We start from the raw sequence: 21,707 nt of genomic DNA, 5'->3' as shown, positions 1-21,707 counted from the left end.
TTGATCTTCTCAAGCCCGTTCGGACCGGGTAGACCTTTGCAAGGCCTACTCAGGTCGAACGGAAAGCAAGGCATCAGCTTACTGAGCGCAGCGGCAATCAGTTCACCCGCTCCAGAATGCTCACATAGTTGGCCACCGCCGCGCCGCCCATGTTGAATACGCCCGCATAGCGCGCATTGGCGATCTGCATGTCGCCCGCATCATGGGCCGCCTGCATGGCCGCCATCACGTGCATCGACACGCCGGTAGCGCCCACCGGATGCCCCTTGGACTTCAGTCCGCCGGACGGATTGACCGGCAGCTTGCCATCCTTGGCGGTGATGCCTTCGGCGATCACGCGCGCGCCCTGACCGTGCGGAGCCAGGCCCATGGCTTCGTATTCCAGCAGCTCGGCCACGGTGAAGCAGTCGTGGGTCTCCACCAGGGAGAGATCATTCAGGGTAAGGCTGGCGTCGCCCAGCGCTTTCTTCCAGGCCAGCTCGGCCGCTTCGAAGCGGGTCGGATCGCGGCGCGACAGTGGCAGGAAATCATTGACGTGGACCGCTGCGCGGAATTGCACGGCGCGCGGCATCGCCTTGGCCACATCGGCGGCGCTGATCACCAGCGCGGCGGCCCCATCGGAGATGAGCGAGCAATCGGTACGCTTGAGCGGGCCGGCCACATAGGGATTCTTGTCGGAGACATTGCGGCAGAACTCGAAACCGAAATCCTTGCGCATGTGGGCATAGGGATTGACCATGCCGTTCTTGTGGTTCTTGGCCGCGATCATGGCCAGCGCATCGGACTGGTCGCCGAAGCGATCGAAGTAGCTCTGCGCGATCTTGCCGAACACACCCGCAAAGCCGCCCGGGATGCCCGCCTCTTCCTTGGCATAGCAGGCCTTGAGCAGCACCTCGCCCACCTGTGGCGTGGCCAGCTCGGTCATCTTTTCAAAGCCGATCACCAATACGTGTTTCGACTCGCCGGCCTTGATCGCCTGCAAGCCCGAATGGATCGCCGCCGAACCGGTGGCGCAGGCGTTCTCCAGGCGCGTGGCCGGCTTGAAGCGCAGCTGCGGCAAGGTGTTGAGCACCAGCGAAGAAGGGAAGTCCTGGTACAGGAAGCCGGCATTGAAGGTGCCGACGTGGACCGAATCGATGTCTTCCGGTTGCAGCCCGGCGTGTTCGATGGCGGCCTTGGCGACCTGGCCGATCAGCACTTCCGGATCGATGCCGTCGAGCTTGCCGAATTGGGAATGATGCCAGCCGGTGATGCAGGGTGAGGATGCAGAAGCAGTCATGGTGTGTCCTTGAGTCCTTGTGTCCGTCTTAGACGAGGTCGATGGAGCATGGTCGCTCCGTTTCACACAAGGGCAATATGCAAAATCGGTGCCACGCGCAGGACCTCGTTCACCACCCCATGCAGGCGGTCGTGCGGGTCCCTTGTCCTGACATCGCGCAGCCGGAGATGGCGAAACCACCGCCAGGCCGGCCTGCATATTGCCCGTCTCCTGAGAGGGCCGGCGCAAAGCCGCGCCGGGTCTCGCTTTGTTGTTGATGTTGATGCGTGCTGATGTGATCGGTAGACGGCCCCGGCATGCAGGAAAAAGCAGGAAAGGGCAGGGCGCGGCCACCGACGGCATGAAGATAGCACGTACTTTACGTTAACGTAAATCATTGCACCGCAACACGGTTTTGTTGCCCTCCATCATCCTGGGACAGCGCAGACAGGTGTCGACATCTGCGACAGTGCGGCGACAGTCCATGCGACAGGTGTCGCAGCATGCCGGCATGCAAATAAATACCCGCTGCCCGCTTTGCGCGCTTGTACAGGCCTGCCCTTATCGCAGAGAATACAGGCGCAGTGCCGATAACGATGAGGGACATGGTCACGCCGCCGGGGGAGCTTCGGAGGCTTGGCATCCAAATTGCTCTATCGATGCACAGGCAGTGTTGACAACCCGGGACAGGGAGCTGCACGCCCGATCCAGCAAGCCCTGGCAGCGTCGGATTCAGCAACATCAAATACAAACAGATAAACAGGAGACAAGCAGATGGCACAATCCACTGGCAAGATCACGCGTCGCAATTTTCTGAAGACCGCCTCGGTAGCCTCGGCCGCCGCCGCGACCGGCCTGGTATCGACGTCGGCCCATGCGGCCGAGTTCACCTTCAAGTACGCCAACAATCTGCCGGTCACCCACCCGATGAATGCGCGCGCCAAGGAAATGGCCGCCGCCATCGCCGAACAATCCAAGGGCCGCATCGAGTTGCAGCTCTACCCCAACAACCAGCTGGGCACCGACACCGACATGCTCTCGCAGGTGCGCGCCGGCGCCATCGATTTCTTCACGCTCTCGCCGCTGATCCTGGGCACCCTGGTGCCGGCCGCGCAGATCTCCGGCATCGGCTTTGCCTTCAAGGATTACAGCCAGGTCTGGCCGGCCATGGATGGCGAGCTGGGCGCGCATGTGCGCAAGCAGATCGAAGCCAGGTCCACCCTCTTCGCGTTTGAAAAGATCTGGGACAACGGCTATCGCCAGATCACCAACAGCACCAAGCCCATCAAGGTCGCCGAAGATCTCAAGGGGATGAAGCTGCGCGTGCCGCCCAGCCCGCTGTGGACCTCGATGTTCAAGGCCTTCGATGCGGCGCCGACCTCGATCAACTTCGCCGAAGTCTATTCGGCCCTGCAGACCAAGATCGTGGAAGGCCAGGAAAACCCCATGGCCATCATCTCCACGGCCAAGCTCTATGAGGTGCAGAAGTACTGTTCCATCACCAATCACATGTGGGACGGTTTCTGGTTCCTGGGCAACAAGAAGTCCTTCGAGCGCCTGCCCAAGGACCTGCAAGAACTGATGACCCGCATCATCAACGAAGCCGGTGTGAACCAACGCGCCGACGTGCGCAAGCTCAACGATTCGCTGGTCGATGAAATGAAGGGCAAGGGTCTGGCCTTCAACAATGCCGACGCCGATTCCTTCCGCGCCAAGCTGCGCGCCGCCGGTTTCTATGCCGAGTGGAAGAAGAAGTTCGGTGACGAGCCCTGGGCCTTGCTGGAGAAGTACACCGGCAAGCTGGCCTGAAAGGCCCTCTTGCCGGGCCATGGTCCCATGCGTACACGACTGCACGTGTACATGAGTGCATGAGTCCATGAGCCAATGAGCGGGAGAGGTCGCCGCCGTCTGGCTGGCTGGCTGGCTGGCTGGCGCGTCTCCCGCCCTGAATCCATTTCGCTGGAGCTTGATGATGGAAGCTGCAATGACTTACCGCGCCCCGGTCAACATGAACCCGGTTGCGCGCGCGCTGGTCGCCCTGAACCGCATGGTCATGCACCTGGTCGGCGCGGTGGCCGCCGCCCTGGTGCTGGCCGAGACCGTGGTGCTGCTCACTGGCGTGATCTACCGCTACGCCCTGCACGATCCCCTGGTATGGTCCGATGAACTGGCCTCCATCCTCTTCATCTGGCTCTCCATGCTGGGGGCGGTGCTGGCGCTGGATCGCGGCGAGCACATGCGGCTCACCGCCATCATCAACAAGTGTTCCGAGAAAGGGCGCATCTGGCTGGAAACGGTGGCAGCGCTGGTGGTCTGCATCTTCGTGCTGATGGTGATCCATCCCGCCGTGGATCATGCGGTGGAGCAGATGCCCATCACCACGCCCGCCCTGGAAATCCCCGATGGTCTGCGCGCCGCCGCCTTGCCGGTGGGCGCCATCCTGATGCTGCTGGCGGCGGTCTCGCGCATGGCCGCGATGACGACCATGCGCCTGCTGCTGTCGGCCCTCGCCGTGGTGGCCGTGATCGGCGGTGCGCTGTGGCTGGCCAAGCCCATGCTGCTGGGCATGGGCAACTACAACCTGATCGTCTTCTTCGTGCTGCTCATCGGCGTGTGCGTGGCCGGTGGCATTCCGATTGCCTTTGCCTTTGGCACCGCCACCATGGCCTACCTGGCGCTGGCCACCACGGCGCCGCTGATGATCGTGGTCAGCCGCATGGATGAGGGCATGTCCAGCCTGATCCTGTTGTCGGTGCCGCTGTTCGTGCTGCTCGGTTCGCTGTTGGAGATGTCGGGCCTGGCCAAGACCCTGATCGACTTCATGGCCGCGCTGCTGGGCCACGTGCGCGGCGGTCTGCAATACGTGCTGCTGGGCGCGATGTTCCTGGTCTCGGGCATCTCCGGTTCCAAGGCGGCCGACATGGCGGCCATTGCCCCGGCGCTGTTCCCCGAGATGAAGAAGCGCGGCTCCAAGCCGGAAGAGCTGGTGGCGCTGCTGTCTTCCTCCGGCGCCATGACCGAGACCATTCCGCCCAGCCTGGTGTTGATCACCATCGGCGCGGTCTGCAGCGTCTCGATCACGGCGCTGTTCATCGGCGGCCTCATGCCAGCGGCCATCGCCACCATCGCCATTGCCGTGGTGTGCTGGATGCGCGCACGCCGCGAGCCGATGCCCGATGTCAAGCGCGCGCCGCTCTCGCTGATCGTCAAGACCCTGATCGCCGCCATTCCCGCGCTGGCGCTGCCCATGCTGATCCGCGTGGCGGTCATCGAAGGCGTGGCCACGGCCACCGAAGTGGCCACCATCGGCGTGGCCTATACGGTGGTGGTCGGGCTGATCATGCACCTGTTCATGCGGCACCTGAGCTTCAAGCGCCTCTACCCCATGCTCATCGAGTCGGCCGCCCTGTCGGGCGCGATCCTGCTCATCATCGGCATGGCCACCGCCATGGCCTGGGCGCTCACGCAGTCGGGCTTCTCGGCCAAGCTGGTGGCGTTGATGCAGGGCGTGCCGGGCGGTGGCGTCGGTTTCCTCTTGATCACCATCGTCATCTTCATCGTGCTGGGCAGCTTGCTGGAAGGCATTCCCGCCATCGTGCTGTTCGGGCCGCTGCTGTTCCCGGTGGCGCGTTCGCTGGGCGTGCATGACGTGCACTATGCGATGGTGGTGATCCTGGCCATGGGCATCGGCCTGTTTGCACCGCCCTTTGGCGTGGGCTTCTATGCCGCCTGCGCCATCGGCAAGGTGTCGCCGGATGGTGTCTTCAACCGGGTCTGGGGCTATCTGGCGGCGCTGGTGGTGGCGCTCTTGGTGGTGGCCTTCGTGCCCTGGATTTCCATCGGTTTCCTCTGATCCCCTCAATAGTCTTGCGAGCGATCGGGAAGCCTCCATGATTGACCTGCCAACGACGAATTAAAAACGGCGGCCCCTTTCCCTCTTCCGGGGCCGCCCACATCCACGGAGACAATATGAATCGCAATGATAGCGGCGCCCGCGTGGCGCTCGTGACGGGCGGAGCCATGGGTATCGGCGCCAGCATTTCGCAACAACTGGCCGCCAAAGGTCACACGGTCCTGGTGGCCGACATCAACCTGGACGCCGCCAGCAAGACCGCCGACGCCCTGGTGGCCGCCGGCCATCGCGCAGCGCCGCTGCAGATGGACCTGGGCAGCCCGGAGTCGATTGCCGCCGCCTTCGCCCATATCGAGAAGGACTATGGCCGCTGCGACGTGCTGGTCAACAATGCCGGCGTGGCGCGGACCTATTCCTTCCTCGACTATCCCCTCGAGAACTGGTTGCAGACCATGAACGTGAACGTGACCGGAGTGCTGCTGGCCGGCCAGCATGCTGCGCGGCTGATGGTGAAACAGCAGTGGGGACGCATCGTCAATATCTCTTCCATCTCGGGCATCCGCGCCGGCGCCGGACGCACCGCCTATGGCACGTCCAAGGCAGCCGTCATTGGCCTGACACGACAGATGGCCATCGAGCTGGCGCAGTACGGCATCACCGTCAACAGCGTCGCTCCCGGGCCGGTCGATACGCCTATGACCCAGGCCATGCATTCGGAACAGACCCGTGAAAGCTACTACCGCCTGGTTCCCATGCGCCGTTACGGCACCACCGATGAGATCGCCTCGGCCGTCTGCTATCTGGCGGCGGAAGAATCAGCCTACATCACCGGCCATGTGATTCCAGTCGACGGCGGCTTCGTCGCCGGCGGCGTGCTGGAAATCTGAGAGGGCGATCATGGACAAGCTCATGCAAGGCAAGGCCATCATCGTCACCGGCGCAGGTTCAGTGGGCGAGGGCTGGGGCAATGGCAAGGCCGCCGCCGTGCTGTACGCCCGCGAGGGTGGCCGGGTGCTGGCGGTAGACCGCAGCATCGAGGCCGCGTTGCAGACCCAGGACATCATCCGCAGCGAAGGCGGTGTCTGCGAAGTGCTAGCCGCCGACGTCTCGCGCAACACCGAGGTCAAGGCCATCGCTGAGGCTGCCATGGATCACTTCGGGCGGGTCGACGTCTTGCACAACAATGTCGGCATCGCCGATGTCGGCGGCCCGGTGGAGACCAGCGAAGAGAGCTGGAACAGGCTGGTGGCGGTGAACCAGACCAGTCTCTTCCTGACCCACAAGCATGTGTTGCCCATCATGGAAAAGCAGAGGAAAGGCGCCATCGTCAACATCTCCTCGCTGGCGGCGCTGCGCTGGATCGGTTTTCCCTACCTGGGCTATACCGCGACCAAGGCAGCCATCCTGGCCTTCACCAAGAACGTGGCGATGCAGTACGCGCCCATGGGCATCCGCGCCAACTGCGTCTTGCCCGGCATGATGGATACGCCGATGATCCGCGAGCCCCTGAAGGCTTCCTACGGCGGCGACATTGAACAGATGCGGGCCAAGCGCAATGCGCAATGTCCGATGGGTTTCATGGGCGATGCCTGGGATGTGGCGCATGCCTCGCTGTTCCTGGCTTCCGATCATGCGCGCTACATCACGGGGCTGGACATGATCGTCGATGGCGGCCTGTCACTGCGTTGCGCGGGATGATGTCGCTGCATTGAAAGTTGTTTGTTGATCGCAGCCAGGCGGGCGTGGAAGCCGACCTGCTGCGGTTTGATGCCCGGGCGTCCAAGAGCGTCCGGGCTTTTTTTCGTGCTGATCAGATTGACCGCGGTAGGTGTGCTCAACTTTAAATGCTTGGGATTTATCGCAGTATTTCAACAGACGTGAGCATGTCGTCATGCAAACATCTGCGTTTTTCTTTTCAGCCTGCACTGGTCAAGCGCCGGAGGGACTGATGATTCAACAGGAACGCAGCGATGTTGACATGCAACTATTGCGACAAAAGAGGCTTGCTGATCTATCCGGTCCGCTATGCCGTGGCCAGTCCTTATGGCGCTCAGGCTGTGCCGGCGCTTTCCGGCAATTTCAGAATCGAAGGCGCACCCCAGCAGATCGGCGAAGCACGTTATACCTTGCGGGCTTTAAGGCCCGGCTATCTCTATACCTACGACGAGCGTCGCGCACGGCTCAAGGCCTACGTCGTGATGCCTACCGGGCATCTGTGGAATTTTCCGCTTGAATACACCCCTCCCCATCCGGGACGGATACCCTTCTCCTGCATTGACCCTGGAGAAATCGTACGGGCCTATTGTGTTGACATCGCCCATACGCCCAGCGATCCTGCCACCCGCTTTTGGATAGGCTGGTCCAATACGACATGGACCAAGGCTTTGCAAAAGAAAGTCAGCGAAACGAACTGGCGCAAGAAGCACATGCAATGCATCGATGTGGCGGCCATGCTGGCCGGCACGGCGCCCCATACGGGAGAGTTCAACGCCAGCAAGCAACACGTGGCTCATTTCGCCGCCGATGTGAGCGAGATGGCCAAGGCCTTTTCATTCAGCAATACACCGCCTGCAGAGGAGAACAAGCGTCACGCATGGGCTGGCAAGATGGCCGACATCATGACTGCCCAGGCGCCGCATCACAAGGGTTACGTGGTCGCCGTCAATGATCCGGTGGGCGTCGCCAATGACCTGAGCGAGTTGTGCGTTCCGGGTCTTGCGGCCGGCTTTGACGAAAAGCTCTACCAGGCCAAGACCATCGCCGACCTGCTGACGATGACCGAAAAGGGCGTACGGCAGGAGGCACGCAACGCTATCGCTTTTGACGCCAAGGTGGCGCAGATGTCGGAGAACTACCCAGACGGTGATACCTATGGCAGCCTGAAGACCGTGTGGGGCGTCATCAAGGCTGGCGGTCCTGCACGCTACGTCCGCAAGCAGAGCGAGAAGCGAAAGAAATATGGTGCTGATCAGGCGGCGCGCCAGCAGGCGGCCGAAGATGAGGCCTGGCATGAATTGACCCATGATGATGGCAAGCCGACGCTGGACCAGCAAAAGCTCAAGGCGTTTCCCGCCATCTATGACGCTGCATTGAAGGCATTCGAGCCCCGCTTTCTCAAACTGGTGACGGCCCATGTCGCATGGCTCAAGAGCGAGCAACTGGCCAACTGGATGGAGGGCGTACATGACGTCAACGACATTCGCAGCGGTCACGCCTACAGCGAGTCGCTGGCGCAATGCATCGGCAAGGCGGTTGCGTCGCAAGCCTGTCAGGATCAGCTGGCGCTTTGGCTGTCTCGGAGCCGTCTCTCCGATCCGGGTAACCTTTTTGGACGCGCACTTCTGTACAACCAGGAAGACCTGATTGCCGCGACCGAGTCGCAACTCAAGGGCAGTGATATCCAGTTCGAAAATATCCTCAATCTCTACAAGGGGGCAGTAGCCCGGCTTGATGTCACCCCGTACGCACCGCAGCTGATCGACCGCCTTGCACTGACGACGGCCAATGTGATCGGTAAGAGTCTCAGTGATGCCAGCCAGAGCGTGGCGCGTTCTCTGGCGATGATCCACCTGCATCTGCTGGCGGGCGTGACGATCAAGGCGAGCAACATGAGTGCTGCTGATGTGTCGCGCTGGGCGATTGAACAGGCTAAAGCCCAAGGCATCGAACTGAAGACAGATCGGCAGCAGACCAGGCGTGATGCGTATCACCAGGCCAAGGGGGCAGTCAGGAGTTCGGCAATGGGGCGGCGCATGATTGCTTACGAACTCGATATCGCCAGCTTGGAACGGGAGGGGCGCATCGCCGCAGGGAGCATCAAGGGCATCTCCATTCCCGATATCGCGCTGGCACAGAAGTGGCTGGGATCCTCGGTGCCAGCCGAATTCAAGCTGGGGGTGGCGACCACGCTCGTGCAGATGCTGGCGTTGAACTTCGCGATGGATGATCTGGCCCACAATGACCAGTTCAATGAACGGGAGACGCAGGTCAAGGCAGCTGTGGCGGCTGTGAGCTTGACGGCCACCCTTGTTGAAACGGTGGCGGTCAGTGTGCAGAAATCCGTGGGGCATCCATCGGGGGCGTTTATTTATGGACAGTGGGCGATCGACAAGAAACTGGGAAAGATCATCCAGGGGGCCCGTCTGGCAGGTATGGGGGCAGGCATCCTGGCGGGCGCTTTCGATATTGCCGTTAGCGCTCGCGTGGCATTTGGAGAAAAAAAACAGCTCCTTGGTTGGTTGTATCTAGCGAATGGAACGCTTTCTGCTGGAATTTCCATCGCTGCCTACAGCACTATCGGCGGTATTTTCTGGCCATTTCTTGTTTCGTCTTTTTTGGTTTCGATAGCGATAGCGCTCGTGAACGACAGTGCGCTAAAAACTTGGATATCCCGTTGCGAATTTGGTCTTGGAGAAAAATACGGATCATTCGAAGGACAGTTAAAGGCATATCGTGACTCAGTGGAGGCCTAGACATGGATGAGCGCATCTTTCAATTTAAAACTGGTCGCCCCATTCCTGAATGGGATCTGAAGCATCGCTTATCCATCAACAATCCGGTTGGTCCCGAATGCAAGGACACCAGCACCATCTTCCGGATCAATTCAACCTTCATGGATGTAACAGACCAGCCTTTCAGAGAAAGACAGTGGCTGGCAGGCGCCGTCCTGGTCTCTTGTTTGGGAGTGGTCGGGGGAATGTGGAGCTACTACCTGACGAGAGTACTTTATCCGGATGCCGGTGGAATTCTGGGTGACCTGTATTGCCTGGTCATTACGTTTCTGTTTGGCTACTTCGCTTTCCGGCACGGAAGAGACGAATTTTTTTCACTTAAGCGCCGTCCCATCCGTTTCAATCGCAAAGAGAAAAAGATCTACGCTATTCGGCGTCGTCGATTCTTCGCCAAGCCAGGTCAAGGCGATATTACTTGGGAAGTCCCTTGGGATGAAAATGCGATTTTCTGCATTCACCGAGGATCTTCCAACCATAAGAACACCTATCACATCCGTCACTACGAGGTAGATGAAGAGGGTAACGTCGTCCGTGCCTTTGCGATTGGTCGCAAGTGGGAGCAGAAGGAAAATCTTCAGGGCCTCCTGTCACAATGGAATTATTGGTGTTGGTACATGAATCGAGGACCGGAGGATTTGCCCAAGCCTCCCTTGTTTTTCTGCGAACGCGAAAGCGCTATGGAAAGCTTCCTTTTTTGTCTCTATGACTTCGGTGCCAGTGCCGGTGCCGCGTATCGCATTGCAATGATGCCCTTCATCTTGCTTCTGACCAGTCATCGCTTGATGGCACTTTGGACCTGTCGCGATCCGATCTGGCCTGCGGCTGTTGAAAAAGTCAGCGTTGTGCGACCTGGTGATCCCTTTGATGAGCCAAGCGGCTCAACTCCTGTGGGATGGGGCGACACCCTGCTCGCCATAAACCGTAACGAGTATCCGTATGATCCCCAAAAAGAAGTGAACGAATGGCTGGGAGAAAAGGATCCCGCTGTCAACGCGCTGCTGTGGAGCGAGGATACTCCGCCGAATTGGCGTATGAACCATGGATGAACGTGTCTTTCGATACAAAGCCGGCGAGCCGATTCCAGAATGGGATTGGACACATCGCTTACCCATTGATCAGCCTGTTGGGCCAGAGCGCAAGGACACCAGTACGATATTCCGGATCAACTCAATCTACATGGACGTTACTGATCAGCCGTATCGGGAGCGACAGTGGCAAGCTACTGGTGTCCTTATTGCTTGCTTTGGAGCGGCATCAATTTTATGGTTTGCAGTCTTCATGTTCCGAAATCCTCCTAAGGAATTCGTTATCACTCTACTTTTTCTCTGGCTTGTCGTCTTCCTCAGTTTCGTCTTGTTTGTTTATATTGCAGTGAAGTTCGGGCGCGATGAGTTCTTTTCCTTAAGCAGAAAGCCGATCCGTTTCAATCGAAAAGAGAAAAAGATTTACGCCATCCGTCGCCGCCGCTTCTTCGCTGAGCCGGGACAAGGAGACATCACCTGGGAGGTCCCGTGGGACGAAAACGCCATCTTCTGCATTCATAGAGGATCGGCCAACCACAAGTACACCTATCACATCCGTCATTACGAAGTGGATGAAGACGGTAACGTTGTCCGTGCCTTTTCGATCGGCCGGAAATGGGAAGGGCAAGAATGCCTCGATGGCCTGCTGTCGCAGTGGAACTACTGGTGCTGGTACATGAATCACGGCCCGGAAGAATTGCCCAAGCCACTGCTTTTCTTCAAGGAAAAAGAGGACATGCTGGAGAGTTTTCTGTTCTGCATGTACGACTTTGGGATGCGCGCCAGTGCGGCTTATCGGACAACGATGATGCCGTTTATTCTGTTCATGACCTGCCTTCGCCTGATAGCCCTTTGGACTTGTCGCGATCCCATCTGGCCAGACTATGTCAGCAGAGTCAGCGGTATCAAATCCGATGATCCCCACGATGAACCTCGCGGCAGCACCCCCATAGGCTGGGCCGAGACGACCCACGCGATCAATCGCAAGGATTATCCCGATGGCGATAAAAAAACAATGGAAAACTGGTGCGGTGAAAAGGATCCTGTGACCAATGCCCTTTTATGGGCAGCTGAAATTGCACCAAACTTCATTAAACATGGATGAACGCATCTTTCAATTTAAAGCTGGTCACCCCATTCCCGAATGGGATCTGAAGCATCGCTTACCCATCAACAACCCTGTTGGTCCGGAGTGCCAAGATACAAGTACCGTTTTCCGGATCAATTCGACTTTTATGGATATAACAGACCAGCCGTACAGAGAACGACAGTGGCTGGCGGGAGGCGTCCTGGTTTCTTGTTTAGGGGTGGTCGGGGGAATGTGGAGCTACTACCTGACGAGAGTACTGTATCCGGATGCCGGCGGAATTCTTGGTGACCTCTATTGCTTGGCCATCACTATTCTGTTCGGTTACCTCGCTTTCCGGCACGGAAGAGACGAATTTTTTTCGCTTAAGCGCCGTCCCATCCGTTTCAATCGTAAAGAGAAGAAACTCTACGCCATTCGGCGTCGCCGGTTCTTCGCCAAGCCTGGTCAAGGCGATATTACATGGGAAGTCCCTTGGGATGAAAACGCCATATTCTGCATTCACCGCGGATATTCCAATCACAGGAACACCTATCACATCCGTCATTATGAAGTGGATAAAGAAGGTAACGTGATTCGTGCCTTTGCGGTCGGGCGGAAGTGGGAAGGGCAAGAATGCCTCGATGGCCTGCTGTCGCAGTGGAACTACTGGTGCTGGTACATGAATCGCGGTCCGGAAGAGTTGCCCAAGCCACTGCTTTTCTTCAAAGAAAAGGAAAACATGCTGGAGAGTTTCTTGTTCTGCATGTATGACTTGGGGATGCGCGCTAGTGCGGCGTATCGCATTAGCATGATGCCTTTCATTTTGCTCTTGACCAGTCATCGCTTGATGGCCCTTTGGACCTGCTGCGATCCTGTCTGGCCTGAGTATGTCAAAAAAGTCAGCGTTATCGCCCCCGACGATCCCTACGATGAGCCGCGCGGAAAAACACCGGTAGGATGGGCTGAGACAACCCACGCGTTGAACCGCAGGGAATATCCCGACGGCGATAAAAAAGCAATGGAAAACTGGCGCGGTGAAAAGGACCCAGTGGCCAATGCCCTTTTGTGGGCAGCTGAGATTCCTCCGGACTTGATGAAACATGGATGAACGTGTCTTTCGATACAAAGCCGGCGAGCCGATTCCGGAATGGGATTGGACACATCGCTTACCCATTGATCAACCTGTTGGGCCAGTGTGCCAGGACACGAGTACGATTTTTCGGATCAACTCTACCTATATGGATGTAACAGACCAGCCATTCAGAGACAGACAATGGCAATCCGGAGCGGTCCTCATTGCTTGCTTTGGAGCGTTGTCATTCTTATGGCTTGCCGGATTCATGCTCCTTCATCCACCTGAAGAATTCGCTATCACTTTAATCCTCCCTTGGCTTGTCGTTTTTCTCGGTCTCGGTTTGTTTGGCTACATCGCGGTTAGGTTGGGGCGCGATGAATTATTTTCCTTAAGCAGAAAGCCGATTCGTTTCAATCGAAAAGAGAAAAAGATTTACGCCATCCGTCGCCGCCGCTTCTTCGCTGAGCCGGGACAAGGAGACATCACATGGGAAGTCCCCTGGGACGAAAACGCCATCTTCTGCATTCATAGAGGATCGGCCAACAACAAGTACGCCTATCACATCCGTCATTACGAAGTGGATGAAGACGGTAACGTTGTCCGTGCCTTTTCGATCGGCCGGAAATGGGAAGGGCAAGAATGCCTCGATGGCCTGCTGTCGCAGTGGAACTACTGGTGCTGGTACATGAATCACGGCCCGGAAGAATTGCCCAAGCCACTGCTTTTCTTCAAGGAAAAAGAGGACATGCTGGAGAGTTTTCTGTTCTGCATGTACGACTTTGGGATGCGTGCCAGTGGGGCTTATCGGATAACGATGATGCCGTTTATTCTGTTCATGACCTGCCTGCGCCTGATAGCCCTTTGGACTTGCCGCGATCCTGTCTGGCCAGACTATGTTGGCAGAGTCAGCGGTATCGAGTTCGACGATCCCCACGATGAACCGCGCGGCAGTACTCCCATAGGCTGGGCCGAGACCACTCACGCGATCAATCGCAAGGATTATCCCGATGGCGCAAAAAGAACAATGGAAAACTGGCGCGGCGAGAAGGATCCAGTCTTGAATGCATTGCTCTGGGCAGCGGATATACCTCCCCTGGAAAATGGAACGCCCAAGACCAAGACCGCTCGTCCTTAGACCAAAGCGCCCTATGTCCGGTCATTGATTCCCCGGCTGCATCCTCCCCCACACCTCCACCGCCGTCTCCGCAAAGGTGCGGATGCAAGGATTGGTGTTGTCCTTGTTCCAGATCACCGCCACCTCCACCATCGGTGCGCCGATGAGGGGCTTGAATACCGTGGTGTCCAGGTGCATGGCCTGCATCGAGGTCGGCACCAGGGCCACGCCCAGGCCTTCGCCGACCAGGTTGACGATGGTCTGCTGGAGATTGGTTTCCAGCACGATGCGCGGGCGGAATCCGTGCAACTGGCAGTGCTGCTGGATCAGGTCATACACCACAGGAGCGATCATGCGCGGGATGCTGATGAAGGCGTCCTCGGCCAGTTCGGCGGCCGAGATGGATTGCCGGCCTGCCAGCCGGTGATCGCGCGGCAGCACGGCCAGCAGCGGTTCGGCATAGATGGTGTGGCTATCCAGCCGCCGGCAGTCTTCGGGGCGATACATGATGCCCACATCGATCTTCTCGTCCTCGATGTCGGTGGCCAGCAGGTTGGGGACGTATTCGGTCAGGCGCATGTCCACCTCGGGATAGGCGGCCGAATAGTGGCGCGTCACCGAAGGCAGGATGTTATAGGCCGTGGACATCATGAAACCGACCTTGAGCGCACCGCTCTTGCCGGTACTCGACGAGGATACATTGCGCTTGGCGCGCTCCAGCGCCTTGAAAATTTCTGTGGTGTCGCGATAAAAATATTTGCCGGCGGCGGTCAGTTGGATGGCCCGTTTGCTGCGGTCGAACAATTGCGCCCCCAGCTCCTTCTCCAGCGCCGCAATCTGGCGCGTCAGCGGCGGTTGCGAGATATGCAGCAGTTCCGCCGCGCGGCCGAAATGCAGGGTTTCTGCTACGGTGCGGAAATAAGTGAGGTGTCTCAACTCGATCATTTGATACCTTCAAGGTATTGATTCTGTCTGTACATTGTATTGGAAGTCATGGGATTGTCTGGCTATTCTTTGCCGCAGACGTGCCATTGCGACATGTCTCCGGGCCGCCCACAGCGCGATCCCGCGTATAAAGAGCCTGCCCCGAGGGAAGCCGGCTCGACAAAAAAGCAGTCCAAGACAGGAGACCATCATGCCGACCACCCCGGTAGAGCAGCCCTTGGCCGAGGCTGAGGCGGACAGTGACGTTCGCACCAGCACTGCTGCCCGTTCCGCTTCTTCCCGCCATGCCCCGCGTTATCGCGACATCGACCAGCTCGCCGCTGGCGATGCATGCATGCACGACCTGATCGAGCGCGGCAAGCGCCTGATCGATCGGGGCATCCCCGTGCTGATCCTGGGGGAGACCGGGACCGGCAAGGAATATCTCTCACGCGCCCTGCATGACTACAGCGCGCGCCGCCGGGCCAGCTGGATCGCCGTCAATTGCGCCTCCATCCCGGAGAGCCTGGCCGAGAGCGAACTGTTCGGCTATTGCAAGGGGGCGTTCTCGGGCGCGCTGCCAGGCGGCATGAAGGGCAAGGTGCAGCAGGCCGATGGCGGCACGCTCTTCCTCGACGAGATCGGCGACATGCCCTTGGCCTTGCAGACGCGCCTCTTGCGCGTGCTGTCCGAGCGTGAAGTGATTCCGCTGGGCGCGCGGCACCCGGTGCCGGTGGACGTGCAACTGATCTGCGCCACTCACCAGGATCTCAAGACCCTGATCGCCGAAGGCCGCTTCCGCGAAGACCTCTACTACCGTGTCGCCGGGGGCGTGCTGCGTCTGCCGGCGCTGCGCGAACGCAGCGACCGCCGCCGCCTGGTGATGCAGATGATCACCGAGGAGCTTGGCCGACCGGCCGATGACAGCGTCATCGAGGCGGCCGCGCTGCAACGGCTGCTGGCCTATCCCTGGCCGGGCAACCTGCGCCAGATGCATGCGGTGATCCGCTACAGCTGTGCGGTGATGAATGGCGGACGCATCGAAGTGCGCGACCTGCCCGAGGAATTGATGCAGTTCCAGCCTGCTACGCTGGCCGAGGTGCATCCGATCACCCGCACAGCCCAGATCCGTCCCTTCACGTCACGAGCCGAGGGGGAAGCAGGGCGCGAGCGTTCTTCCGGCGATCCGTACCGGGATGAGCGTACGCGCGTCATCGATGCCTTGAATGGCAGCCGCTGGAACATCTCCGCCGCCTCGCGGCAACTGGGGATGTGCCGCGCATCGCTGTACCGCAAGCTGCGGCAGCTGGATATCCCGCATGTGCGCGACCAGGCCATGCCTGCGTATCCGGCCTACGCCGTGGCCTGAACACAGGTAAATCTTATTAATGATATAAATTATTTATTATGGGAAATTCATGAAAGTCTTCTACGACAAGGATGCCGACCTCTCGCTGATCAAGAACAAGAACGTGACCATCATCGGTTACGGTTCGCAAGGCCACGCCCACGCCCTGAACCTGAAGGATTCCGGCGTGAAGGTCACCGTCGGATTGCGCCGTGGCGGTGCTTCCTGGTCCAAGGCTGAAAAGGCCGGCCTGAAGGTGGCTGAGGTCAACGACGCCGTCAAGGACGCCGACGTCATCATGATTCTGCTGCCCGACGAAAACATCGGCCAGGTCTATGCTGAAAACGTCGCCCCGTTCGCCAAGCAAGGCGCCACCGTCGCCTTCGCCCACGGCTTCAACATCCACTATGGCCAAGTCGTGCCGCGCGCCGACCTGGACATCATCATGATCGCCCCCAAGGCCCCCGGCCACACCGTGCGTTCGACCTACAGCCAGGGTGGCGGCGTGCCGCACCTGATCGCTGTGCACCAGGACAAGTCCGGCAGCGCCCGTGACCTGGCCCTGTCGTACGCGACCGCCAACGGCGGCGGCCGTGCCGGCATCATCGAAACCAACTTCCGCGAAGAAACCGAGACCGACCTCTTCGGCGAACAGGCCGTGCTGTGCGGCGGTACCGTGGAACTGATCAAGGCCGGTTTCGAAACCCTGGTGGAAGCTGGCTACGCCCCTGAAATGGCCTACTTCGAGTGCCTGCACGAACTCAAGCTGATCGTCGACCTGATCTATGAAGGCGGCATCGCCAACATGAACTACTCGATCTCCAACAACGCCGAATACGGCGAGTACGTGACCGGCCCGCGCGTGATCAACGCCGAAAGCAAGGCGGCGATGAAGAAGGTGCTGGAAGACATCCAGACCGGTGAATACGCCAAGAGCTTCATCCTGGAAAACAAGGCCGGTGCACCGACCCTGATGTCGCGTCGTCGTATCAACGCCGAACACCAGATCGAAATCGTGGGCGAGAAGTTGCGCGCCATGATGCCCTGGATCAAGGCCAACAAGCTGGTCGATCAGAGCAAGAACTGATCAGGAGCTGATCAGGAATTGAGCTGCAGGGAAGACGCCACGGAAGTCATTTCCGTGGCGTTTTGCATTTCCTTGCCGCACTGCCGCCCTCCACGCGATCGGCATCGGCAATGAAAACACAGTTGGGCCATCGCCTTATGCGGCCAGCAGCGCCTCGATGTCGGCGACGATTTCTTCCGGACGGGTCTGCGGCGCATAGCGCTTGAAGACCTTGCCGTCCCGGCCCACCAGGAACTTGGTGAAATTCCACTTGATGGCCTTGCTGCCCAGCAGGCCCGGGGCTTCCTTCTTCAGGTACTGGAACAGGGGATCGGCCTGGTCGCCATTGACATCGATCTTGGCAAACAGCGGGAAGCTCACGCCGTAGTTCTTTTCGCAGAATGCGCCGATCTCCTCGGCATTGCCGGGTTCCTGCCCGCCGAACTGGTTGCAGGGGAAGGCCAGCACTTCCAGTCCGCGTGCATGGAACTGGCGATGGATGGCTTCCAGCCCGTTGTATTGCGGGGTGAAACCGCACTTGCTGGCGGTATTGACGATGAGCAGCACCTTGCCGCGCAACTGTTCCAGCGGCAGCGCTTGTTCATTGGCCAGGCGGGGCTGGAAATCATAGATGGTGGTCATGCAGAGTCCTCCTTGCTGTTCCGTAATGGAATCTGGATGGCCGCCATTCTAAACCGCCATGCCAGGGCCTGCTTGAGGCTCCTGCCCCAGGTGCTGGCGCAGTGTCTGCGCGCTGATACGGCCTTGCTGATGCAGGCGCTGCAGGGCGGCTTCCAGCGTCTGCATGCCTTGCGCCGCGCCGGCCTGCATCAGCGACAGCAATTGCGCGCTGCGACCTTCGCGGATGAGATTGCGCACGGCCGGCGTGGCCACCAGCAGTTCGTGCGCCGCCACCCGGGCGCGGCCATCGGCGGTGGGCAGCAGGGTTTGTGCAATCACTCCTTGCAGCGACTCGGCCAGCATGGCCCGCGCTGGTTCCTTCTCGCCCGCCGGGAAGACGTCGAGCATGCGCTCCACGGTGCGCGCCGCCGAGGCGGCATGCAGGGTTCCCAGCACCAGATGGCCGGTTTCGGCGGCGGTGAGCGCTAAGCGGATGGTGTCGGCGTCGCGCAGTTCGCCCACCAGCAATACGTCGGGATCGGCGCGCAAGGCGGCCCGCAGCGCGGCGGGCAGATCCGCCGTGTGGGTGCCCAGTTCGCGCTGGCTGATCAGGGCGCGTTGCGGCGTGTGGATGAACTCGATCGGGTCTTCGATGGTCAGGATATGCAGGGCGCGGGTTTCATTGAGGTGGCGGATCATGGCCGCCAGCGTGCTGCTCTTGCCCGCGCCGGTCGGGCCCGTCACCAGCACCAGCCCGCCTGCACGCTCGGCCAGCTCGGCGCAGAGGGGCGGTGCGCCCAGTTGCGCCAGGGTCGGCGGTTCGCGGCCCAGGTGGCGGATGGCGACGGCAGGTCCGCCCTGGCGCAGGAAGGCATGGACGCGAAAGCGCCCCAGCGCGGCCAGCTCGATGGCGAAGTCGCATTCACGCCCCTGGGCGTAGCGCGGATGCAGGGCCGCAGGCATGAGCGCCTGCAGCCATTGTTGCAGCTGGGGGCCGGTGGGGGCTTGCAGGTTGACCCGGCGCAGCGCCCCGTGGACCCGCAGCAGGGGCGGCATGCCGGCGCATAGATGCAGGTCGGAGGCCTGATTTCTGACGGCAAATGCCAGTAGCACGGCAATGTCCATTTATAATCCTTGCGAGGATTACATCGTCAATCATCGTCAATCTGTTTATTTCCCCGCAGGCTAGCCCTCCCGGCCCCGGATTATGTCGTCAATCGCACAGAACTTACAACACGTACAACAGCAGATCGCCGCCGCCGCCGAGCGCGCCGGACGGCCCGCTGGCGCGGTGCAGCTGCTGGCTGTCTCCAAGACCTTCGGCCCGCAGGCGGTGCTGGAGGCGGTGCGGGCAGGGCAGCGCGCCTTTGGCGAGAACTACCTGCAGGAAGCGCTGGAGAAGATCGCGGCCCTGCCGCTGCTGGCGCCGGATGTGCCTCTGCAATGGCACTTCATCGGCCCCATCCAGAGCAACAAGACGCGGCCCATCGCCGAGCACTTCGACTGGGTGCATTCGGTGGATAGACTCAAGATCGCCCAGCGGCTCTCGGAGCAGCGGCCAGCCGCGCTGGGCGCGCTCAATGTCTGCCTGCAGGTCAATATCAGCGGCGAAGACAGCAAGAGCGGCCTCGATCCCGCAGAACTGCCTGCGGTGGCCGCCCAGGTGGCGCAATTGCCGGGCCTGAAGCTGCGCGGCCTCATGGCCATCCCCGCGCCCAGCGAGGACGTGACGCAGCAGCGCGCCGCCTTTGCCGCGGTGCGTAGCCTGTTGGCGCAATTGCAGGCCCAGGGGCTGGCGCTCGATACTCTTTCCATGGGCATGTCGGCCGACCTGGACGCGGCCGTGGCCGAAGGGGCCAGCATCGTGCGCATCGGCAGCGCCATTTTCGGCGCGCGGCACTACGCCTGAATTTTTCAATCACATAGCAGCAGCGCAAGCACACACAAGGAGCAGAAGTGAAGATAGCGTTTATCGGCGGCGGCAACATGGCAGCGGCCTTGATCGGCGGACTGGTCGGCAAGGTCGCCGCCGCCCAGGACATCCACGTGGTCGATCTCAATGCCCAGGCGCTGGCCTCGCTCAAGGACCGGTTCGGCGTCTCGGTGGCGCCAGCCATGGATGGCGCGCTGGCCAGCGCCGACGTAGTGGTGCTGGCGGTCAAGCCGCAGCAGATGCGCGACGTGGTGGGCAGCCTCAAGCCCTTCATCGGTGCGCAACTGGTGGTGTCGATCGCCGCGGGTATCCGCATGGTCGACCTGTCGCGCTGGCTGGATGGCCATGAAGCCATCGTGCGCGCCATGCCCAACACCCCGGCCCTGATCGGCAAGGGCATCACCGGCCTGGTGCCGCATGAGAAGGTCTCGACCTTGCAGCGCGCGCAGGCCGATTCCATCCTCAAGGCGGTCGGCCAGACCCTGTGGCTGTCCGATGAAGCGCAGATCGATGCCGTGACGGCAGTCTCGGGCAGTGGCCCGGCGTATGTGTTCTACTTCCTGGAAGCGATGGAGCAGGCCGCTGCGCAGCTGGGCCTGTCGCCTGCCGAGGGCCTGGAACTGGCCAAGGCCACCTTCGAGGGTGCGACCGAACTGGCGCGCCGCTCCGAGGAATCGGTGGCGACCCTGCGCGAGCGCGTCACCTCCAAGGGTGGCACCACCTACGCGGCCCTCACTAGCCTGGAGCAATCGGGCGTGAAAGACGCCATCGTCAAGGCCTTGCAGGCAGCCGCCGTGCGCAGCAAGGAACTGGGCGACGAATTCGGCAAGGCCTGATGGGACAGTTCCACCGAACCACCGCGCTGGCGGCGCTGCCGCTGGCCCTGGTCCTGTTGCTGGCGGGCTGTGCCTCCACCGCCGACAGCGATGGTTACTACACCGTCAAACGCGGCGATACCCTCTACAGCATCGGGCGCGACTTCGACCAGAGCCCGGCCAACCTGCGCACCTGGAATCGCCTGCGCAATCCGGACGACCTGGAAGTCGGCCAGCGTATCCTGGTGCGTCCGCCTGTGGGTGTGGTGGCGCGCACCGGCGCGGGGCAGAGTCCGCGTCCGGCGGCGTCTTCCTCGCCGTCGGCATCGGGCTCGGGCTCGCGCAAGCCCGCGCCCAGCCGTCCGACCGCCAAGCCGGCGGCCAAGCCCCAGGATGACGACGCGCCGGCCGGCGCCGAGGCCAAGGTCGACTGGAGCTGGCCGACCGCCGGCAAGTCCGCCCCGAGTGCGGACAGCTACAAGAAAGGCATCGACATCATCGGCAGCGAAGGACAGTCGGTGGTGGCTGCCGCTGCCGGCAAGGTGACGTACGCCGGCCATGGCATCCGTGGTTACGGCAACATGGTCATCATCAAGCACACCCCGCAGCTGCTGTCGGTCTATGCGCACAACAAGACCATCCTGGTCAAGGAAGGCCAGACCGTCACCCGTGGCCAGCAGATCGCCACCATGGGCAACAGCGACACCAACAAGGTCAAGCTGTATTTCGAGATCCGCCGCAATGGCAAGCCGATCAACGTGATGGCCGTGCTGCCGGCGCGTTGAGACCGGCGCAACAGAGAAGAGAGTCAGGACATTCGATGGCCAAGCTGGAAGACATCGTCAGGAAACAGAAGCCAGGCGCGACCTTCGTGATCAGCGCCCAGATGCTGCAGATGAGCCCGCGCGAGTTCGACGCGCTGGCCCAGGTATGGGACGACGAAGGCGGCCCCGGCTTCAACGTCGCCGCCGTACCGTTTCGCGTGGTGGTGGAGGATGAGTTCTTCATCAGCCGGGTGACGGTGGTGCGGACCACGGCTGAGGTCTAGGGCCTGTTCATCAACATGGGCTCCAACGCCTTTTTCTGAGCGCAAAGCCT

At 60.4% G+C, this 21,707-nt stretch carries 19 protein-coding genes; 15 read left to right on the top strand and 4 right to left on the bottom strand.

Annotation, left to right across the window (positions count from 1 at the left end; all coding sequences use genetic code 11):
- Window positions 1-97: 97 nt before the first annotated feature.
- Window positions 98-1,279, bottom strand: coding sequence for an acetyl-CoA acetyltransferase (locus ACP92_RS19020; protein WP_013235760.1), 1,182 nt, complete (start codon window positions 1,277-1,279; stop codon window positions 98-100).
- Window positions 1,280-2,032: 753 nt separating this feature from the next.
- Between ACP92_RS19020 and ACP92_RS19015 the strand changes: the two genes are divergently transcribed.
- The 9 genes from ACP92_RS19015 (at window position 2,033) to ACP92_RS18975 (ending at window position 13,923) form a co-directional block, all read left to right on the top strand.
- Entirely contained in the window at window positions 2,033-3,067 is a 1,035-nt protein-coding gene (locus ACP92_RS19015; RefSeq protein ID WP_013235758.1) for a TRAP transporter substrate-binding protein, read from the top strand.
- Window positions 3,068-3,227: 160 nt separating this feature from the next.
- Window positions 3,228-5,111, top strand: a complete 1,884-nt coding sequence (locus ACP92_RS19010) for a TRAP transporter large permease (RefSeq protein WP_048348621.1) — start codon at window positions 3,228-3,230, stop codon at window positions 5,109-5,111.
- Between the two features lie 116 nt (window positions 5,112-5,227).
- The gene (locus ACP92_RS19005) at window positions 5,228-5,998 is read left to right on the top strand and encodes an SDR family NAD(P)-dependent oxidoreductase (protein WP_013235756.1); all 771 of its coding nucleotides are present in this window, start codon (window positions 5,228-5,230) and stop codon (window positions 5,996-5,998) included.
- Between the two features lie 10 nt (window positions 5,999-6,008).
- Complete coding sequence (locus tag ACP92_RS19000) at window positions 6,009-6,809, top strand: SDR family NAD(P)-dependent oxidoreductase (RefSeq protein WP_013235755.1); 801 nt, start codon at window positions 6,009-6,011, stop codon at window positions 6,807-6,809.
- 272 nt (window positions 6,810-7,081) lie between these two features.
- Window positions 7,082-9,583, top strand: a complete 2,502-nt coding sequence (locus tag ACP92_RS18995; protein ID WP_013235753.1) for a T6SS effector BTH_I2691 family protein — start codon at window positions 7,082-7,084, stop codon at window positions 9,581-9,583.
- A 2-nt stretch (window positions 9,584-9,585) separates the two neighbouring features.
- Window positions 9,586-10,668 (top strand): DUF6708 domain-containing protein, encoded by a 1,083-nt coding sequence (locus tag ACP92_RS18990; RefSeq protein ID WP_013235752.1) that lies wholly within the window; start codon window positions 9,586-9,588, stop codon window positions 10,666-10,668.
- The gene (locus ACP92_RS18985; protein WP_013235751.1) at window positions 10,661-11,749 is read left to right on the top strand and encodes a DUF6708 domain-containing protein; all 1,089 of its coding nucleotides are present in this window, start codon (window positions 10,661-10,663) and stop codon (window positions 11,747-11,749) included. Before ACP92_RS18990 ends, ACP92_RS18985 begins: the two co-directional genes overlap by 8 nt.
- On the top strand, window positions 11,742-12,821 hold the full coding sequence (locus ACP92_RS18980; protein ID WP_041311192.1) for a DUF6708 domain-containing protein: 1,080 nt from the start codon (window positions 11,742-11,744) through the stop codon (window positions 12,819-12,821). Before ACP92_RS18985 ends, ACP92_RS18980 begins: the two co-directional genes overlap by 8 nt.
- On the top strand, window positions 12,814-13,923 hold the full coding sequence (locus tag ACP92_RS18975) for a DUF6708 domain-containing protein (RefSeq protein ID WP_013235749.1): 1,110 nt from the start codon (window positions 12,814-12,816) through the stop codon (window positions 13,921-13,923). Before ACP92_RS18980 ends, ACP92_RS18975 begins: the two co-directional genes overlap by 8 nt.
- A gap of 21 nt (window positions 13,924-13,944) precedes the next feature.
- Here the strand turns inward: ACP92_RS18975 and ACP92_RS18970 are convergent, their stop codons facing one another.
- Window positions 13,945-14,847 (bottom strand): LysR family transcriptional regulator, encoded by a 903-nt coding sequence (locus ACP92_RS18970; protein ID WP_013235748.1) that lies wholly within the window; start codon window positions 14,845-14,847, stop codon window positions 13,945-13,947.
- A gap of 190 nt (window positions 14,848-15,037) precedes the next feature.
- Between ACP92_RS18970 and ACP92_RS18965 the strand changes: the two genes are divergently transcribed.
- Together ACP92_RS18965 and ilvC are read left to right on the top strand one after the other, a co-directional pair.
- Window positions 15,038-16,195, top strand: a complete 1,158-nt coding sequence (locus tag ACP92_RS18965; protein ID WP_041311191.1) for a sigma-54-dependent Fis family transcriptional regulator — start codon at window positions 15,038-15,040, stop codon at window positions 16,193-16,195.
- A 49-nt stretch (window positions 16,196-16,244) separates the two neighbouring features.
- On the top strand, window positions 16,245-17,261 hold the full coding sequence (gene ilvC / locus ACP92_RS18960) for a ketol-acid reductoisomerase (RefSeq protein ID WP_013235746.1): 1,017 nt from the start codon (window positions 16,245-16,247) through the stop codon (window positions 17,259-17,261).
- A gap of 135 nt (window positions 17,262-17,396) precedes the next feature.
- On the opposite strand, the gene ACP92_RS18955 is transcribed toward ilvC, so the two are convergent.
- Window positions 17,397-17,882, bottom strand: coding sequence for a glutathione peroxidase (locus tag ACP92_RS18955; RefSeq protein WP_013235745.1), 486 nt, complete (start codon window positions 17,880-17,882; stop codon window positions 17,397-17,399).
- Between the two features lie 48 nt (window positions 17,883-17,930).
- Entirely contained in the window at window positions 17,931-18,986 is a 1,056-nt protein-coding gene (locus tag ACP92_RS18950) for a type IV pilus twitching motility protein PilT (protein ID WP_013235744.1), read from the bottom strand.
- Window positions 18,987-19,068: 82 nt separating this feature from the next.
- Here ACP92_RS18950 and ACP92_RS18945 point away from each other — a divergent pair, with 82 nt between their 5' ends.
- Genes ACP92_RS18945 through ACP92_RS18930 form a run of 4 tightly spaced genes read left to right on the top strand, consistent with a single transcriptional unit; the run spans window position 19,069 to window position 21,657 of the window.
- The gene (locus ACP92_RS18945; protein ID WP_013235743.1) at window positions 19,069-19,770 is read left to right on the top strand and encodes a YggS family pyridoxal phosphate-dependent enzyme; all 702 of its coding nucleotides are present in this window, start codon (window positions 19,069-19,071) and stop codon (window positions 19,768-19,770) included.
- Window positions 19,771-19,817: 47 nt separating this feature from the next.
- Complete coding sequence (proC, locus tag ACP92_RS18940; protein WP_013235742.1) at window positions 19,818-20,630, top strand: pyrroline-5-carboxylate reductase; 813 nt, start codon at window positions 19,818-19,820, stop codon at window positions 20,628-20,630.
- Window positions 20,630-21,394 (top strand): peptidoglycan DD-metalloendopeptidase family protein, encoded by a 765-nt coding sequence (locus ACP92_RS18935; protein WP_013235741.1) that lies wholly within the window; start codon window positions 20,630-20,632, stop codon window positions 21,392-21,394. The genes proC and ACP92_RS18935 overlap by 1 nt, the downstream gene beginning before the upstream one ends.
- 35 nt (window positions 21,395-21,429) lie before the next feature.
- Entirely contained in the window at window positions 21,430-21,657 is a 228-nt protein-coding gene (locus ACP92_RS18930; RefSeq protein WP_013235740.1) for a hypothetical protein, read from the top strand.
- Window positions 21,658-21,707: the final 50 nt, after the last annotated feature.

This window comes from Herbaspirillum seropedicae (assembly GCF_001040945.1).
GTDB classification, from domain to species: domain Bacteria; phylum Pseudomonadota; class Gammaproteobacteria; order Burkholderiales; family Burkholderiaceae_D; genus Herbaspirillum; species Herbaspirillum seropedicae.
Note: the sequence above shows the minus strand (reverse complement) of the source record. Positions and strands in the feature narration are given on the sequence as shown.

Excerpts from the sequence above, each read along its gene's own strand:
- ACP92_RS18980 (WP_041311192.1), top strand. The coding sequence starts at position 11,742 with ATGGATGAACGCATCTTTCAATTTAAAGCTGGTCACCCCATTCCCGAA.
- ilvC (WP_013235746.1), top strand. The coding sequence starts at position 16,245 with ATGAAAGTCTTCTACGACAAGGATGCCGACCTCTCGCTGATCAAGAAC.
- ACP92_RS19000 (WP_013235755.1), top strand. The coding sequence starts at position 6,009 with ATGGACAAGCTCATGCAAGGCAAGGCCATCATCGTCACCGGCGCAGGT.
- ACP92_RS18950 (WP_013235744.1), bottom strand. The coding sequence starts at position 18,986 with ATGGACATTGCCGTGCTACTGGCATTTGCCGTCAGAAATCAGGCCTCC.
- ACP92_RS18990 (WP_013235752.1), top strand. The coding sequence starts at position 9,586 with ATGGATGAGCGCATCTTTCAATTTAAAACTGGTCGCCCCATTCCTGAA.
- ACP92_RS18945 (WP_013235743.1), top strand. The coding sequence starts at position 19,069 with ATGTCGTCAATCGCACAGAACTTACAACACGTACAACAGCAGATCGCC.
- ACP92_RS18985 (WP_013235751.1), top strand. The coding sequence starts at position 10,661 with ATGGATGAACGTGTCTTTCGATACAAAGCCGGCGAGCCGATTCCAGAA.
- ACP92_RS18935 (WP_013235741.1), top strand. The coding sequence starts at position 20,630 with ATGGGACAGTTCCACCGAACCACCGCGCTGGCGGCGCTGCCGCTGGCC.
- ACP92_RS18995 (WP_013235753.1), top strand. The coding sequence starts at position 7,082 with ATGTTGACATGCAACTATTGCGACAAAAGAGGCTTGCTGATCTATCCG.
- ACP92_RS19005 (WP_013235756.1), top strand. The coding sequence starts at position 5,228 with ATGAATCGCAATGATAGCGGCGCCCGCGTGGCGCTCGTGACGGGCGGA.
- ACP92_RS18955 (WP_013235745.1), bottom strand. The coding sequence starts at position 17,882 with ATGACCACCATCTATGATTTCCAGCCCCGCCTGGCCAATGAACAAGCG.
- ACP92_RS19010 (WP_048348621.1), top strand. The coding sequence starts at position 3,228 with ATGATGGAAGCTGCAATGACTTACCGCGCCCCGGTCAACATGAACCCG.
- ACP92_RS18970 (WP_013235748.1), bottom strand. The coding sequence starts at position 14,847 with ATGATCGAGTTGAGACACCTCACTTATTTCCGCACCGTAGCAGAAACC.
- ACP92_RS18975 (WP_013235749.1), top strand. The coding sequence starts at position 12,814 with ATGGATGAACGTGTCTTTCGATACAAAGCCGGCGAGCCGATTCCGGAA.
- ACP92_RS19020 (WP_013235760.1), bottom strand. The coding sequence starts at position 1,279 with ATGACTGCTTCTGCATCCTCACCCTGCATCACCGGCTGGCATCATTCC.
- ACP92_RS19015 (WP_013235758.1), top strand. The coding sequence starts at position 2,033 with ATGGCACAATCCACTGGCAAGATCACGCGTCGCAATTTTCTGAAGACC.
- ACP92_RS18930 (WP_013235740.1), top strand. The coding sequence starts at position 21,430 with ATGGCCAAGCTGGAAGACATCGTCAGGAAACAGAAGCCAGGCGCGACC.
- ACP92_RS18965 (WP_041311191.1), top strand. The coding sequence starts at position 15,038 with ATGCCGACCACCCCGGTAGAGCAGCCCTTGGCCGAGGCTGAGGCGGAC.